This is a genomic window from Mycobacterium sp. pV006 (genome assembly GCF_041287115.1).
GTDB lineage: Bacteria > Actinomycetota > Actinomycetes > Mycobacteriales > Mycobacteriaceae > Mycobacterium.
Genome location: NZ_JBGGKT010000006.1, coordinates 283,475 through 299,447, shown reverse-complemented (window position 1 = coordinate 299,447; position 15,973 = coordinate 283,475). Strand labels below are relative to the sequence as shown.

At 70.6% G+C, this 15,973-nt stretch carries 12 protein-coding genes and 1 pseudogene; 5 read left to right on the top strand and 8 right to left on the bottom strand.

Annotated elements, in window-relative coordinates; all coding sequences use genetic code 11:
* From ACAG25_RS12445 to ACAG25_RS12420, 6 genes and pseudogenes are all read right to left on the bottom strand, one after another.
* Positions 1–203: pseudogene (locus ACAG25_RS12445) on the bottom strand (hypothetical protein); the annotation flags it as partial.
* 74 nt (positions 204–277) lie between these two features.
* Positions 278–2,053: a hypothetical protein gene (locus tag ACAG25_RS12440; RefSeq protein WP_370488761.1), complete on the bottom strand. Its 1,776-nt coding sequence runs from the start codon at positions 2,051–2,053 to the stop codon at positions 278–280.
* Positions 2,050–3,042, bottom strand: coding sequence for a UDP-glucose 4-epimerase GalE (gene galE / locus ACAG25_RS12435; RefSeq protein ID WP_370488742.1), 993 nt, complete (start codon positions 3,040–3,042; stop codon positions 2,050–2,052). Before galE ends, ACAG25_RS12440 begins: the two co-directional genes overlap by 4 nt.
* 25 nt (positions 3,043–3,067) lie before the next feature.
* Positions 3,068–4,339 (bottom strand): hypothetical protein, encoded by a 1,272-nt coding sequence (locus tag ACAG25_RS12430; RefSeq protein ID WP_370488741.1) that lies wholly within the window; start codon positions 4,337–4,339, stop codon positions 3,068–3,070.
* Positions 4,330–5,670: a M1 family metallopeptidase gene (locus tag ACAG25_RS12425; RefSeq protein WP_370488740.1), complete on the bottom strand. Its 1,341-nt coding sequence runs from the start codon at positions 5,668–5,670 to the stop codon at positions 4,330–4,332. The genes ACAG25_RS12430 and ACAG25_RS12425 overlap by 10 nt, the downstream gene beginning before the upstream one ends.
* Positions 5,667–9,599: a Pls/PosA family non-ribosomal peptide synthetase gene (locus ACAG25_RS12420; RefSeq protein ID WP_370488739.1), complete on the bottom strand. Its 3,933-nt coding sequence runs from the start codon at positions 9,597–9,599 to the stop codon at positions 5,667–5,669. Before ACAG25_RS12420 ends, ACAG25_RS12425 begins: the two co-directional genes overlap by 4 nt.
* A gap of 219 nt (positions 9,600–9,818) precedes the next feature.
* Between ACAG25_RS12420 and ACAG25_RS12415 the strand changes: the two genes are divergently transcribed.
* Complete coding sequence (locus ACAG25_RS12415; protein ID WP_370488738.1) at positions 9,819–10,844, top strand: TerC family protein; 1,026 nt, start codon at positions 9,819–9,821, stop codon at positions 10,842–10,844.
* A 59-nt stretch (positions 10,845–10,903) separates the two neighbouring features.
* Positions 10,904–11,296, top strand: coding sequence for a hypothetical protein (locus ACAG25_RS12410; protein WP_370488737.1), 393 nt, complete (start codon positions 10,904–10,906; stop codon positions 11,294–11,296).
* 1 nt (position 11,297) lies between these two features.
* Here ACAG25_RS12410 and ACAG25_RS12405 read toward each other — a convergent pair whose 3' ends face one another.
* Positions 11,298–11,819, bottom strand: a complete 522-nt coding sequence (locus tag ACAG25_RS12405) for a 2-oxo-4-hydroxy-4-carboxy-5-ureidoimidazoline decarboxylase (protein WP_370488736.1) — start codon at positions 11,817–11,819, stop codon at positions 11,298–11,300.
* 176 nt (positions 11,820–11,995) lie between these two features.
* On the bottom strand, positions 11,996–12,481 hold the full coding sequence (locus ACAG25_RS12400) for an inorganic diphosphatase (RefSeq protein WP_370488735.1): 486 nt from the start codon (positions 12,479–12,481) through the stop codon (positions 11,996–11,998).
* A 96-nt stretch (positions 12,482–12,577) separates the two neighbouring features.
* On the opposite strand from ACAG25_RS12400, the gene dacB reads away from it, so the two are divergent.
* The 3 genes from dacB to tilS are packed head-to-tail and all read left to right on the top strand — an operon-like array spanning position 12,578 to position 15,923.
* Positions 12,578–13,936 carry a D-alanyl-D-alanine carboxypeptidase/D-alanyl-D-alanine-endopeptidase gene (dacB, locus tag ACAG25_RS12395; RefSeq protein WP_370488734.1) on the top strand — a complete coding sequence of 453 codons (1,359 nt, stop codon included), beginning with the start codon at positions 12,578–12,580 and terminating at the stop codon, positions 13,934–13,936.
* Positions 13,918–14,988: a zinc-dependent metalloprotease gene (locus ACAG25_RS12390; protein WP_370488733.1), complete on the top strand. Its 1,071-nt coding sequence runs from the start codon at positions 13,918–13,920 to the stop codon at positions 14,986–14,988. The genes dacB and ACAG25_RS12390 overlap by 19 nt, the downstream gene beginning before the upstream one ends.
* Positions 14,967–15,923 (top strand): tRNA lysidine(34) synthetase TilS, encoded by a 957-nt coding sequence (gene tilS, locus ACAG25_RS12385; protein ID WP_370488732.1) that lies wholly within the window; start codon positions 14,967–14,969, stop codon positions 15,921–15,923. The genes ACAG25_RS12390 and tilS overlap by 22 nt, the downstream gene beginning before the upstream one ends.
* The last annotated feature ends 50 nt before the right edge of the window (positions 15,924–15,973 follow it).

Below are 15,973 nucleotides of genomic sequence, written 5' to 3'. Positions count from 1 at the left end.
ACCGCCCTCAGACGGCGATCAGCAAGCCGGAACGGAGGTCGCCTGAAACACGCCGATCCACAGGTATTGACAATTCCTCGGCTGCGGTCGCGCCGGCTCAGTCCGTCGCGCCCCCACAGCCGCGCGAACACGTTGTCGATACCGAGCTCGAGCAGTTCGTCGCCGAAGCCGCCGCTGCGCACCGGGTCGTCGTCGGGCAGCACGCCGGGCAGCAGCTCCCGGAAGATGCGGTATCCCTCTTCACGTGTGTCGGTCCTCGGTCCAGCGTCGCACGTGATCAGCGCGGGGCGAGGAACCCCACCGGCCCGGCGGCGACACACACCGACAGCGCGGCGGTGGAGGCCCGCACCGTGATGGCATCCCCGGCGCCGGGCACCCGCACGTACACGCGGTTGAGTCCCGGCCGCACCGGCACCTTCACCTCGTCGCCCTCGTTCAGTGCCAGCATCATCGAGCCGTCACTGTTGGCCAGATAGTTGATCTCGACCGTCCAGTCCGCAGGCAGCAGGGGACCGTCCAACGGCAGGACGGCCGGGAAGTCGGGTTGCACCAGATACCCACACCGCGGGTCGGGGCCGGGCCGGATGGCCCGCACCCACGTCACCAGCGCGTCCACGACGCGGCCCTGCGAATCGAACATGCGTAGATCCGTTGTCGCCGAGGTGAACTCCGGACGTTCACGCACCAGCGCGAACATGTGCGAGGCCAGGTTCTCCGGCCAGGCCACCCGCTGCAGTACCAGCGGATCGACTTCCTGGTCGAGCATCGGCGCGTCGGAGGATCGGTGCGCGTCGGCCAGTCCGGCCTGCGCGTTCTGCAGGTAGGTCCGGGTCGGGTTGTCGCGCCAGCTGGTCAGGAACGTCGCCGTCGAGTAGAGGCTGCTGGCCACGAATGCCGTTGCGACGCAGACCACGAGCACCGTCCGGCGCGTCGAGCAGTCCAGCCGCTCGGTGCCCGGCCGGTTGGGTGCGCACAGCGCGACGGCACCCAACAACGCGAGCATCACCACCAGGTCGGGTAGGTAGCGCAGCGTCTGCGCCAGCTCCAGCGCGGTGAACCGCGACGACCGCATCAGATAGATCGGGACCTGGCAGGCCACCACATACCCGACGGCTGCCAGCAACACCGGTGCGATGCGCTGCTTGCGTACCAGCGCCAGCACGAGCACCGCACCGAGGACGGCCCAGCCGAGTGCCATCACCGGCACCCCGGGAGTGCCCCACGGTGACGCCGGCGCCCACCGCTGCCAGTCCCAGGGGCCGCCGACCAGCCCGGGCACGATGCCGTGGGTCACCGAGCGCGCCAACAGATCCCACGTCATCGCCAGATCGAAACTCCACCGCTGCTGGTCGACCACCAGGAGATAGACGCCGATCCACGCCAGGGTGAGCGCGGCACACGCCGCCCACAGGCGCACGCCGCGCCGCCACACCTCACGTACCGTCGCGGTGCCGGTGACATGGAAGTACAGCGCAGCCACGGTGAACGCCGCGAACGGGATGATCCCCGACTTCTCGAAGAACAGCAACGCACCTAGATACACCAGCCCACCCGACACCGCGTAGCGCGCCTGCCGGGTGCGCACCAGCAGGATTGCGTCGGCGCACACCCACGCCAGCGCCGCGACCATCGGCAGTGCGTTCAGCGCGGCGGCCCACCACGCGAACGACGGCACCGCCAACGGGGTGAACAACGCAAAAGTCAAGGGCAGCAACAGCACCGGCCGCCAACCCAGGATCACCCACAACGCCCGCAGCAGCGCGAGCGCGGCGAGCAACGCGAGAACCACCAGGCTTGTCGCAGGCCCCACCCAGTCCAGCGGCGCAAGGTGGGTGATGGCCCCGGCGACCAGGAACGCGCCGGGCATCACGTGCCCGTCGTGGTCGTCGAACAGGAAACCCGGCGACAGCAGCGGCTGCGTGCCGGCGCGCCCGACCAGGATCAGGTCGTCCCAGTAGAAGTAGCCGCCGAACGCCAGCACCGCCCGGACCACCAGGTGCAGCGCGATGAGCGCGAATGCGGTGCGGGCGACCCAGTTACGCGCGCCCGTCAGGGGGCCGTCCTCGCGGTCGGATACGACGCCCCAGCGGCCTGCCGTGCCGACCACGCCGAGGCGACCATGTCGGTCAGCGAGTGACGCATCTGCCAGTCCAGGTCACGGGCGGCGAGGTCGCCGTTGGCGACGATGCGGGCCGGGTCGCCGGGACGGCGCGGCGCCACCTCCGGTTCGAAATCGACGCCGGTGACGTCCCGCATGGTGGTCATGATCTCGCGCACCGAGGTGCCCGACCCGCTGCCCAGGTTGTAGAGGGGTTCGATGGGCCGGCCTTCGTCGAGTCGGCGGGCCGCGGCGACGTGCGCGGCGGCGATGTCGGAGACGTGGACGTAGTCACGCACGCAGGTGCCGTCCGGGGTCGGATAGTCGTCGCCGTTGATGCGAGGGTTCTGCCCCCGCAGGAGCATGTCGAACACCAGCGGAAACAGGTTGAAGGGGCTGACGTCGAACACGTCGTCGGACCCGGACCCGACGACGTTGAAGTACCGCAGGCTGGTGTGCCGCAGCCCGGTGGCGGCGCCGACGTCGCGCAGCAGCCATTCGCCGATCAGCTTGCTCTCCCCGTACGGCGACTCCGGGCGGGTGGCGGTACGTTCGTCGACGTCCTCGGTGGCGGGGGTGCCGTAAGTGGCCGCGCTCGAGGAGAACACGAACCGGTCGATGCCGGCCGCCGTGGTGGCGTTGAGCAGCGTGACCATCGCCGAGACGTTCTGCTCGTAGGTGTGCAACGGCCGCTGCACGGATTCGCCGGCGTACTTGTAGCCGGCGATGTGAATGACCCCGGTGACGTCGTAGGTGTCCAGGGTGGCGCGCACGACCTCACCGTCGAGGAGGTTGGCCTGCACGAACGGCACGCCGTCGGGGAGGAACCGCACCAGGCCGGTCGACAGGTCGTCGATCACCACAGTGGGCAGCCCCGCGCCCCGCAGCGCCCGCACCACATGCGCGCCGATGTATCCGGCACCGCCGGTCACCAACCAGGTCACGGTGTCTCCTTCGTCGTCGAGGTCGTCAGGGCGTGGGGTTCGCAGAGCGTCGGTATGTCACCGTAACGAGTGCCCCCAGATGCACGACGATGCCCAGCAGCGGACCGCACAGGAGCGCCACGACCGTGCGGACCTCCAGACCCGTCGGCAGCAGCAGGAGCAGCGCAGCGACCACTGTCGCGATCACCCAGCCGGCCGCGTAGGCACGGTGCAGCGCCGCTGCCACGGTGGCCGCGCCGGTGACCGTGAGCAGCGCGATGGCCACCGCCGCGGCGGTCAGCCACGCCAGCAGCGCACCGTCGGCCTGATACTGCGCGCCGAACGCCGTGCGCAGCAGCCACGGCCCGAACGTCCCGGCCAGCACCACGCCCGTCGAGCCCACCACGACGACCAGCGCGGCCGGGGCGACCAGGGCCCGCAACCGGTGCGCGCGCCGGTCCACGAAATGCGCGATCAGGTTGCCCTGCATGGCGGTCAACGGCACCAGCAGCGGCGCGCGGGTCAGGGTCACCGCCAGGATCACCACGCCGCCCGCGGCGCCCAACTCCTCGGAGGTCGCCTGCAACAGCACCGGGAAGCCCATCACCAGTACCGCCGACGCCCCCGACGCCGCGATCGAGTGTCCGGTGCCGCGCAAGAATGCGCGGGTCCCGCCGGGGGTGCGCAGGACGGCGGCCGCCCGCGCGGTCGGCGACACCGCGAGCATCAGCAGCCAGGCCCACGCACCGGCCACGCTCGCCCACAGGTAACCGCCCAGGCCCCAGCCCATCGCGAAGCCCGCCGCGGCCACCACCACCCGCAGGCCGGCGTCGGCGACCATCAGCGCGCCGTAGTGCGACCACCGGTCCAGCCCGGCCAGCAACCCCAGCACCGTGGTGTGCAGGCAGAAACCCGCCAGACCGAAGCACAGCAGCGCGATGCTGAGCCCCTGCTCTGAGACGAACACCCGCCCGGCCCACAACGGGGCCGTCGCAGCGACCGCGACGGCCGCTGCCACAGCGACCCCGGCGGCCACCCCGATGGGGCGGGTGCGTTCTGCGGCGGCCGGCGCGTAGGGCGCCGAACGCACCTCCCGGGTGGTCTCCTGCAGCAGCCCGAAGGCGGCGCCGCTGACCAGCCCGAACGCGCCCCAGAACACCCCGAACACCGAGAACCCGGCCGGCTCGAGATCGCGCGCGGCCAGATACAGCACCGCATACCCGCACAGCGCCGACAACGCCGTGGCGGCCCCGACGCGGACCACGCTGCCGCGGGTGACCGCGCCGGTGGGCCCGGCGGTGGCGTCGGTCACGCCCACTCGTCCAGTGGCGGCAACTGTTCGGAGTACAGCCAGGCCTGCCACAGCGCCCGCAGCGACGAGTCCGAGTACTGCGCGGCCAGCCCGGTGAAGTCGTCGGTGACGGCGGTGGAATGCCGGTAGCGGGTGGTCCAATCACGCAGCAGCGCAAAGAAATTTGTGTCTCCGAGGTGTTTACGCAGTGCGTGCAACGTCAATGCGCCGCGCTTGTAGACGCGGTCGTCGAACATGTCTTTCGGGCCCGGGTCGGCCAGCACCAGGTCTTGCGGCGAGGCGGCCAGCTTGTCGTAGTAGTGACGGGCGAGTTCGTCGGCGCTGCGGGCCCCGCTGTGCTGCGACCACAACCACTCCGCGTAACACGCGAAGCCCTCGTGCAACCAGATGTGGCGCCAACGCTGCGCGGTGACCGAGTTGCCGAACCACTGGTGGGCCAATTCGTGGGCGATCAGCCGCTGCGCCGAGCCCTTCCCGTCGCAATGGTTGGCGCCGAAGATCGAAATTCCCTGCGCTTCAAGGGGAATCTCGAGTTCGTCGTCGGTGACCACCACGGTGTAGCCGCTCGACAGCGGATACGGGCCGAACAACTCGACGAACAACTTCATCATCTTCGGTTGTTGGGCGAAATCGTGATCGAACGCCGCGCGCAGTCGCTCGGGCAGCACCGCGGCCATCTCCACACCGTTCTTGGTCATCCGGTGGCGGCGGTAGGGCCCGATCTGCAGCGTGACCAGATACGTCGAGGTCGGTTCGGACTGTTCGTAGACCCACGTCGTCATCCCGGCCCGGGCCCGTCGGCTGACCAACATGCCGTTGGCCAGCGCGAAGTACGGGCTCTCGGTAGCGATGCGGATCCCGACGCTGGCCTTCGCGGCTGGGTGGTCGTCGCACGGAAACCACGACGACGCCCCGTTCGGTTGCCCGGCGACCAACGCCCCTTCGGTCAGTTCCTCGAATCCCACAGCGCCCCACATGGTTCGGACGGGACGCGGGTTGCCGCCGTAACGCACCACGACGGTCATCGCCGCACCGGCGGGCAGTTCGGCGGCCAGCGTGATGTGCAGCTTGTTCGCCGCGGTGCGGAACTGCGCGGGTTTGGCGCCGTTGACCGTCACCTTCGACACGGTCAGCACCCCCGACAGATCGAGGGTGAACGACTTCAGCTCGGCGAGGGTGATCGCCGTGATCGTCGCGGTGGCGCCGAGCCGGTTGCTGGCCACCTTGTAGTCGAGGTCGAGGTCATAGCGCGACACCCGGTACCCGAAATTGCCGACGCCGGGCAGATAGGGGTCGATGACCGGCGCCGAACTCTTGGCGCCCCGGCGCACCTTCACGCCCCCGAACGTTTCTTGGATTTGCCGCCGTTGCCGGTGTCCTTCTTGCGGCGCGGGGTCCACGGTGCGATCGGGTTGCCCTGCCAGCGGGTCGATGTCGGGACCTCGTCGCCACGCATCACCAACGAGGCCGGGCCCACCGTGGCGCCCGCGCCGATGCGGGCGGCCGGCAGCGCGATGCAGTGCGGGCCGAGGGTGGCGCCGTCCTCGACGGTGACGGTGTCCATCCGCATGATCCTGTCGTGGAACAGGTGGGTCTGCACGACGCAGCCGCGGTTCACCGTGGATCCGTCGCCCAGGGTGACCAGATCGGCCTCGGGCAGCCAGTAGGTCTCACACCAGACTCCCCGGCCGATTCTCGCCCCGAGGGCGCGCAGCCAGATGTTCATCACCGGGGTTCCGGCCGCCGCCCGCGCGAACCACGGGGCCGCGACGGTCTCGACGAACGTGTCGGCGACCTCGTTGCGCCACACGAACGACGACCACAGCGGATGTTCACCGGCCCGGATCGGCCCCACCACAAGCCATTTGGCGACCACCGCCACCGCGCCGGCCACCGCGCCGGCGGCCGGCAGCACCACACCGGTGGCCGCGACGGTCCACCACCAGCCGAGGTGCCCGGCAATGGCCTGGAGCGTGCCGAGCACCGCCACTCCGAGGGCGAACGTCACGATCACCGGCACCACCCGGCAGGTCTCGACCGTCGCGCGCAGAGTCTTCAACCGGGTCGGCGGGGAGAAGGTGCGCAGCGCGTCGGCCGCGGTGGGCCTGCGCCGCAACCGCACCGGCGGGCTGCCCAGCCAGGACGAACCGGTCTTGGCCTTGGTGGGCGTCGCCGAGAGCACCGCGACCAGACCGTCGTCGGGCACCCGCCGGCCGGGCTGGGTGATCCCCGAGTTGCCCAGGAAGGCGCGCTTGCCGACCGTGGCCCGTGCCACGTGCATCCAGCCGCCGCCGAGTTCGTAGGACGCCACCATGGTGTCGTCGGCCAGGAACGCACCGTCCTCGACGACGGTGAACTTCGGGATCAACAGCACGGTCGAGATCTCGGTGCCGCGACCGACTTTCGCGCCGAGCACGCGCAGCCACACCGGGGTCAGCAGGCTCGCATAGATCGGGAACAGGTAGTTGCGGGCCGCGTCCATCAGGCGTTCGGTGGCCCACAGTTGCCAGCCGCAGCGGCTGCGCACGGGGTGATAGCCCTCGGTCAGACCGACCGCGAGCGCCCGCACCCCGAGCACGGTCAGCGTTGCGTAGACGACCAGCGTGGCCAGCGTCGCCGGCGCCAGCCACAGCAGCGCCGGTGTCACCGCGGCGGTCAGCGTCTCGGTGCCGCGCACCGCCCACCCGAGCACTGCCAGACCCGACGCCAGCGCAATCAACGGCAGCGCGGCCAGCAGCATCGACGTCACGCCGTAGACCAGCGCCCACTGCGCGGCCCGCGGTGGACGATGGTCCGGCCACGGGTGCCGGGCCTTGCCGGACTTCACCGCCGGCGACCCTTTCCAGTACTGGGCGTTCTTGACCTTGCCGACCACCGCCGATCCGGGCGCCACCGCGGCGTTCTTGCCGACGACCGCACCCGGCAGCAACGTGGTGCGCGCACCGACGGCGGCGTCGTTGCCCACGGTGATCGGCCCGACGTGGAACGAGTCGCCGTCGATCCAGTACCCCGACAGGTCGACCTCGGGTTCGATCGAGCAGCGGTGTCCGAGCGTCAACATCCCGGTGACCGGTGGGGCGGAATGCAGGTCCACCCCTTGGCCGACCGAATTGCCCAGCGCGCGAGCGTAATACACCAACCACGGGGCGCCGGCCAGGTTCTCCGCGCCACTGGCCGCGGCCAGCCGTTCGGCCAGCCACACCCGAAGATGCTCCCAACCGCCGCGCCGGTAGGTGCCCGGGGCCAGGCTGCCCACCAGGATCCGCGCGCCGAACGCCGCGATACCCATGCGGCCCAGCGGTGTGACGAACACCAGGAAGCCGGCCAGCACCCACCACCAGCTGACCGGGCGAGCCCAGCCCACCAGATCCAGTGCGGCGGCGACGTTGTTGGCCAACAGCAGCCAGACCACCCACTGCGCGCCCGAGAGCACGGCCAACGGCAGCGACGCGAGCACCTGCACCGCCTGCGACCAGCGGGGCACCGGGGCCACCGTCCGCGGCGTCACCTCCGGCGCCGGGGCCATCTCGTCGAGGTAGGCCGCCAGCGAGCCCAGCCGCGGGTGGTCGTAGAGGTCGGCGACGGTCACGTGCGGATAGCGCCCCCGCAGTGCGGCGGTCAGCTGCGCCGCGGCCAGGGATCCGCCGCCGAGGGCGAAGAAATCGGCCTGGGGCCCGTCCACCGGCGCTCCGAGCACGTCACGCCACAGACCGGCCAGCCAGCCCGCGGTCCCGGCCAGATCGGCGGAGTCGGGGTCGCGGTCGTCGCCGACCGGCCAGGGCAGCGCGTCGCGGTCGACCTTGCCCGACGTGCGGGTGGGGAGTTCGTCGACGAGGACCAGGCGCGGCACCAACGCGGCGGGCAGGCGGTCGGCCAGCGCCGCGCGCGCCGCGGCGACGTCGAAGTCGGCCGGATCGGCAGCCACGACATAGCCGACCAGGACCGGTGTGCCGCCACGGGTGCGGCGCACCGCCGCCGCGCCGCCGGAGACACCGGGCAGGTTGAGCAGCGCGGTGTCCACCTCGCCGAGCTCGATGCGTCGGCCACCGACCTTGACCTGGTCGTCGGCGCGGCCGAGGAAGTACAGTCCGTCGTCCTCGAGACGCACCAGGTCGCCGCTGCGGTAGGCGCGGCTCCACGCGAGCGACGGCATCGGGGCGAACTTCTCGGCGTCCTTGTCGGGGTCGAGGTAGCGGGCCAGACCGACCCCACCGATGACCAGTTCGCCGGATTCCCCGATGCCGACCGGTTCACCGGTGGCGTCGACGACCGCGAGATCCCAGCCCGGCAGCGGCAACCCGATGCTGACCGCACCGTCACCCGTCAGGCGGGCCGCGCACGACACCACCGTGGCCTCGGTCGGCCCGTAGGTGTTCCACACCTCGCGGCCGGCGCCGTCCGTGCCGCCGGCCAGCCGCTCGGCCAGCTCCGGCGGGCACGCCTCGCCGCCGAAGATCAGCAGCCGCACCGATTCCAGCGCCTCCGGCGGCCACAGCGCGGCCAGCGTCGGCACCGTCGACACCACGGTGATGTCCCGGGCCACCAGCCACGGCCCCAGATCCATGCCGCTGCGCACCAGCGACCGCGGCGCGGGCACCAGGCAGGCGCCGTGCCGCCAGGCCAGCCACATCTCCTCACACGACGCGTCGAACCCGACCGACAGGCCGGCCAGCACCCGGTCGCCGGGACCCAGCGGCGCGTCCCGGCAGAACAGGGTGGCTTCGGCGTCGACGAACGCCGCGGCGCTGCGGTGGGTCACCGCGACACCCTTCGGGGTGCCCGTGGACCCGGAGGTGAAGATGATCCACGCGTCGTCGCGGCTCAGCGGGGACGCAGCGCGCCACCCCCGCGAGGCGCCGGGCCCGCGGATCAAGCCGCGCTCGGTGATCACGGCGACGACGTCGGCCTCGGTGAACACCAGCTCGGCGCGCTCCGGCGGGTCGTCGGCGTCGACCGGGACGTAGGCGGCGCCGGCGGCCATCGTGGCCAGGATCGCGACGTAGAGCGCGTAGCTGCCCGACGGCATGCGGATCCCGATCCGGTCGCCGCGCCCGATTCCGCGGGCGGCCAGCCAGGCCACACTCTCCTCGATGTCGGCCAGCATCTCGGCGTAGGTCAACTGCACCTCGCCGTCGTCGAGGGCCGGCGCCTCGGGGAAACGGCGCGCGGTGTCGTACAGGATGTCGATGAGGGTGCGCGACGGGGGCGCCTGCCCAGACAGGAGGAACTGCGCCGGAATCTGCGGCGTGAAATCCGCTGCTGTCACGGGTACAGACCCTAGGCGTCTCCGGCGGGTTGTTGTGCCCGGGCGGTCCGAAGTGAGCGTGTCGGGCAGTCCTGGCAGAATGTCCCGATTGGAGGGGAGTATTCCTTCGCCGCGGTGTCGTCATCACGTCGTCCGTCGTCGGACGACCGGTATCGCGGGCCGCCCGACTCGGGCGGTGGAAGAGACCTCCGGCGTTGAGACGGCGACCGGAGGTTGAATTTGAACGTCAGCGGGCTCGAGTGGGCGATCACGCTCACAGTGACGATCGCGATCCTGCTCTTCGATGTGATCGTGATCGGCCGGCGGCCGCACGAACCGTCGCGGCGTGAGACCACGGTCGCGCTGAGCTTCTATGTGGGGCTGGCCATCGCGTTCGGTCTGTGGACCTGGTTCTTCCACGGCAGCCAGTACGGGCTGGAGTTCTTCGCCGGCTGGCTGACCGAGTACAGCCTGTCGGTGGACAACCTGTTCATCTTCTTGATCATCATGGCCAGCTTCAAGGTGCCGCGGATCTACCAGCAGCAGGCGCTGCTGGTCGGCATCATCCTGGCGTTGATCTTCCGCGGCATCTTCATCGCGCTGGGTGCGGTGGCCATCAACCAGTTCTCGTGGGTGTTCTACCTGTTCGGCGCGTTCCTGATCTACACCGCGATCCAGCTGGTCCGCGACACCGACCACGACGACGACGCCGAGAACGCGGTGGTGCGGTTCGCGCGGAAGCGGCTGAAGTTCACCGACACCTGGGACGGGCTGAAGCTGTGGGTGAGGGAGAACGGCTCGCGGGTGATGACGCCGATGTTCCTGGTGATCGTGGCGCTCGGCACCACCGACCTGCTGTTCGCGCTGGACTCCATCCCGGCCATCTACGGTCTGACCCAGGAGCCGTACCTGGTGTTCACCGCCAACGTGTTCGCGCTGATGGGTCTGCGGCAGCTGTACTTCCTGCTCGGTGACCTGCTCAAGCGGCTGGTCTACCTGTCGCAGGGGCTCGCGTTCATCCTGGGCTTCATCGGGATCAAGCTGCTGCTGCACGCGTTGCACGAGAACGAGCTGCCGTTCATCAACGGCGGCGAGCACGTCCCGGTACCGGAGATCCCGACCCTGGCCTCGCTGGGCGTCATCATCGTCACGCTGCTGATCACCACGGCGGCCAGCCTCTACAAGACCCGGGTCCACGATGTGCGCAACGGCGGCAAGCCGAAACCGGAGCCCGAGCCGACACCGGATTCGGGTTCGCCGCGCTGATTCGGTTCGCGGTGATCCCAACCGTGGCTGGTGCCCGGCCGCCTGCCTAACGTGACCGCGTGCGCCTCTTCGTTCTCGACGACACCGGTTTCAGCGAGCTGACCGACGGCGACGATCAGAGGATCGTCCGGGTCAGCGCGAGCGACTTGCAGCAGGCCCGGCGCGCGTGCCGCCGCGTCCGCGATCAGGTCGGCGGCCCTGCGGCGGTGCTCGACGTCGCGGTGGCCGTCGCCGACGATTACCGGGCGGCGCGCCGCGCGATCGGCGCCGCGGCGCCCGGCACCGTGCAGTACGCGGGCACGGTCGACGGGTTGGTCGGACTGATCGCCGACATCGATTCGGCAGGGGTGGCCGACGGGGTCACGCTGATCGCGGCGACGCCGCAGCAGGACGTCGTGGCGCTGAGCCGCCAAGTGCTGGACCGGTTGCCGCTGCGCTCACCCGCTCGGTGAGTCACCAGTTGTCGTAGCCGCCCTCGGGCCCCAGCATGCGTTCCAGGCGCGTGCGGTTGATGCGCGCGAGCTCGTTGCGCACCACCTTGCGTTCGGTGTCGCGGTCGTTGTGCAGGCGGTCGCGCATCGCGGCCAGCACGCCGTCGACGCCGTAACCGTTGACGAACATCACGAAGCCGAAGCCGAAATGTTCGAGGTAGGCCTTCGAGGCGGCGGCCAGCTCGGCTTTGACGGTGAGGCAGTCGTGGGTGATGGCACACTGCTCGGCCGCGGACTTCTCGCTGCCGGGGCGCCGGCCGACGTCCGGGTAGGCCTGCAGGATCGAGTCGATCGACTCCTCACTCAGGCCGAACAGCAGTTCGTCGGCGCATCGGAACAGGTCCTCGTGGCTCTCGAACGGCCGGGCCCGCGCCAGGTCGGCGGCCAGCGGCACGCTGTAGCAGCACTCGAAGACGCAGTGCACGGCCCGGCGCAACGGCAGGGCGTTGAACGCATCGAGTCCGATCCCCTGATGCAGCAGCACCCCGTAATGATCGGAACCGCAGAGCACGGCGGCGTTACGCCGTGTTACGGGCACGCAAATTTGTCGCTTGAGGGCCGCTGCCCGTCACTTCTGTCACAGATATCGACGCTTTTCGGCGGCCCTCTCGCACTTCCGCTGCAAAAAGTCGCGATCTGTGATGTCTGTGGTCAGAAAGCTCAGTGACCGGAGGTCTTGAACCGTTCGATCGACCGGTTGACCTCGGCCTCGGCCTCTTCGCGGCCCACCCAGTCGGCGGCCTTGACGTACTTGCCCGGCTCGAGGTCCTTGTAGTGCACGAAGAAGTGCTTGATGGCGTCGAGTTCGTGCTGGTTGACGTCGCCGATGTCCTGGATGTGGTCCCAGCGCGGGTCTGCCAGCACGCAGAGCACCTTGTCGTCGCCGCCGGCCTCGTCGGTCATGCGGAACATGCCGACCGGACGCGCCTCGACGATGCAGCCCGGGAACACCGGCTCGGGCAGCAGCACCAGCGCGTCCAGCGGATCGCCGTCCTCACCGAGGGTGTCCTCGATGTAGCCGTAATCCGTCGGGTAGCCGAACGAGGTGAACAGGTAGCGGTCCAACTTCACCTTGCCGGTGTCGTGGTCCACCTCGTACTTGTTGCGTGACCCCTTCTGGATCTCGATGAGGACGTCGAACTGCACCGCCGCAACTCCTAGGTGTGGTTTGTGCTCTGCAATGTCAAGGGGCCGTCTGTCGACGGCGCGGGTTAACAGTAGACGAGCGATACCCTGCACTACATGCGGCCCACTCGGTGGCGACGATCCACCTACGTCATCCTCGGCGTGGTAGCCGTGCTGTTGGTGACCGTCGTTGCCGCCGCCGCCGTCGTCGCGGCCCGGCAGCCTGGGAACCAGGTCGCCGCGCCGCCCGCTCCGGCGCCGGCGTCCGCGCAGCCCGGCGTGGTCCCGGTGACCGACTCGGCCGCCAAGCCGACACAACGCGGTCTGGCCGCGGCGCTGGCGCCCGTGCTCGCCAATCCCGACCTGGGGAAGTTCACCGGCCGCGTGTCCGACGCGATGAGCGGCGAGGTGCTGTGGGAACAGGATGCGCGCGTCCCGATGCAGCCGGCGTCGACGAACAAGACGATGACCGCCGCGGCCGCGCTGCTGGCACTGGACCGGCAGGACCGGCTCACCACCCGGGTGGTGACGCCCTCGCCCGGCGTCGTGGTCCTCGTGGGCGGCGGTGACCAGACGTTGTCGGCCGCCCCGCACGGCGAGGACACCTGGTACCGCGACGCCGCGCGCATCGTCGACCTGGCCGATCAGATCCGCCGCAGCGGCGTCGAGGTCGACACCGTGCAGGTCGACATCAGTGCCTACCGCGGGCCCGCGATGGCCGTGGGTTGGGATCCGCTCGACATCGACGGCGGCGACATCGCGCCGATCGAGTCGGTGATGCTCGACGCCGGTCGCACCCAGCCGGTCAGCGTCGAGTCACGACGTTCCAAGACCCCGGCACTGGACGCCGGCCGCGCGCTGGCCGCCGCGCTGCGGGTGGATCCCGCCACGGTCACGGTGCTGCCGTCGGCCGCCCGGGGTCGCGAGATTGCCGCCGTGCAGTCGCCGCCGCTGATGCAGCGGCTGCGCGACATGATGAACTTCTCCGACAACGTGATGGCCGAGTCGATCGGCCGCGAGGTGGCCGCCGCGCTGGGCAAACCGCAGAGCTTCGACGGCGCCGCCGAGGCCGTCCTGGAGACCCTGGACGACGCCGGGATCGACACCGCCGGAGCCCGGCTGTTCGACGCCAGTGGACTCTCGGTCGACGACCGGTTGACCGCGGCCACCCTCGACGAGGTGATGACCGCCGCCACGGGCTCCGAGAAGGCCGAGTTGCGGCCGCTGGTCGACCTGCTGGCCATCGCCGGGGGTAGCGGCACGCTGTCCTACCGGTACCTGGACACCGACGCCGCGGGCTACCTGCGGGCCAAGACCGGTTCGCTGACCGGGACGAACACATTGGCCGGCATCGTCACCGACGCCGACGACCGGGTCCTGACGTTCGCGTTGCTGTCCAACGACGCCGGACCCACCGGACGCACCGCGCTGGACGCATTCGCAGCCACGCTGCGCGGATGCGGGTGTCGCACGTGAATCGGTCGGCGAAGACGTCGTTCAGTGTCGGCCGGGCCGTCGACTGGGAACTGGCCGCCACGCTCGGGGCGCGGTTGGCGCGCCCGCAACCGCCGGCCACCGACTACACCCGGCGTCAGGCGGTCGAACAGCTCGCAGAGTCGGCGCGCGCCGCGGAGATGCCGGTGCGCGAGGTCACCGGGCTGATCGAGGGCGATCAGATCCCGGATGCCCGGATCGTCGACCGACCGCAGTGGATTCGTGCGGCGACCCAGTCGATGAAGGTGATGACCGGCGGCGCCGACGAGAACGGCAAGCCCGGTGCGATCAGCGGTCGCATCGCGGGCGCGCAGACCGCCGCGGTGCTGGCGTTCGTGTCGTCGGGCATCTTGGGGCAGTACGACCCGTTCGCGTCCGGCGGAGGCGAGTTGCTGTTGGTGTACCCGAACGTCATCGCCGTGGAGCGCCAACTACGGCTGGTGCCCGCGGATTTCCGGATGTGGGTCTGTCTGCACGAGGTCACCCACCGGGTGCAGTTCCGCGCGAATCCCTGGCTGGCCGACCATATGTCGAGCTCGTTGGCGGTGCTGACCGAGGACGCGGCCGACGATCTCACCCAGGTGGTGTCGCGGCTGGCCGAGTATGTACGTCAACGCAGATCCGCTGCCCCCGAACCGGATTCGGCCGGGGTGCTCGGACTGTTGCGAGCCGTGCAGTCCGAACCGCAGCGCGCGGCGCTGGACCGGTTACTGGTGCTCGGCACCTTGCTGGAGGGCCACGCCGAGCACGTGATGGACGCCGTCGGACCCGCGGTGGTGCCGACCGTGGCGACCATCCGTGCGCGTTTCGACCAGCGGCGGCAACGCAAACAGTCTCCGCTGCAACGGATCATGCGGGCACTGCTGGGCGTCGACGCGAAGATGAGCCAGTACACCCGCGGCAAGGCGTTCGTCGACGAGGTGGTCGGCAAGGTCGGCATGGCACGTTTCAACGCCGTGTGGTCCGAGGCCGACACCCTGCCGCGCCCCACCGAGATCGATGTGCCGCAGCGGTGGATCGACAGGGTGCTGTAGCGCAGGTGCGCGCCGCGGTCGCGCAGTTCGCGCGTGACCACGAAGCCGATGCCGGTCCCTGGTGCGTCGCGCTGTCCGGGGGTGCCGACTCGCTGGCGTTGACCGTCGCCGCGGCCGCACTGCGCCCGACCGTGGCGCTGATCGTCGACCATGGTCTGCAGCCCGGATCCGACACCGTCGCCGCCACCGCGCGCGATCAGGCGTTGTCCGTGGGTTGCGTTGCCGCCCAGATTCTTTCGGTACAGGTGGGGACGTACGGCGGACCGGAGGCTGCGGCCCGCATCGCGCGTTACGACGCTTTGGCCGGTGCCCGCGACGGTCGCCCCGTGCTGCTGGGCCACACCCTCGACGACCAGGCCGAGACCGTGCTGCTCGGGCTGGGCCGTGGTTCGGGCGCCCGATCGATCGCCGGGATGCGCCCCCACGACCCGCCGTGGGGTCGCCCACTGCTCGGGGTACGTCGCGCGGTGACGGCCGCCGCGTGCGCCGAGGCCGGGTTGACCGCATGGCAGGACCCGCACAACGCCGACCCCCGCTACACGCGGGTCCGGCTACGCACCGAGGTGCTGCCGCTGCTCGAGGACGTCCTGGCCGGCGGGGTGGCCGAGGCGCTGGCTCGTACCGCCACCGCGCTGCGCGAGGACAGCGACACTCTCGACGAGATCGCCGACGCCGCCCGGGCAGGTCTCGACGAGCAGCCCGACGTCGCCGCCCTGGCGTCCCTGCCCGGACCGATCCGGCGCCGCGTGCTGCGCGGCTGGCTGCTCGCCAACGGCGCCTCCGGGTTGACCGAGCTGCACATCCGGGCCGTCGACGCGCTGGTCACGGCGTGGCGCGGCCAGGGCGCGGTGGCGGTGCCCAGCGACGCCCCCCGGCAGCGGCTGTTCGCCGGCCGCCGGGACGCCAGACTGCACCTGTACCGCGAACCCGTGTGACCGACACCCGGGCGGGTGACGCCATCGGACCCGGCTACGCTGGGGGCCGT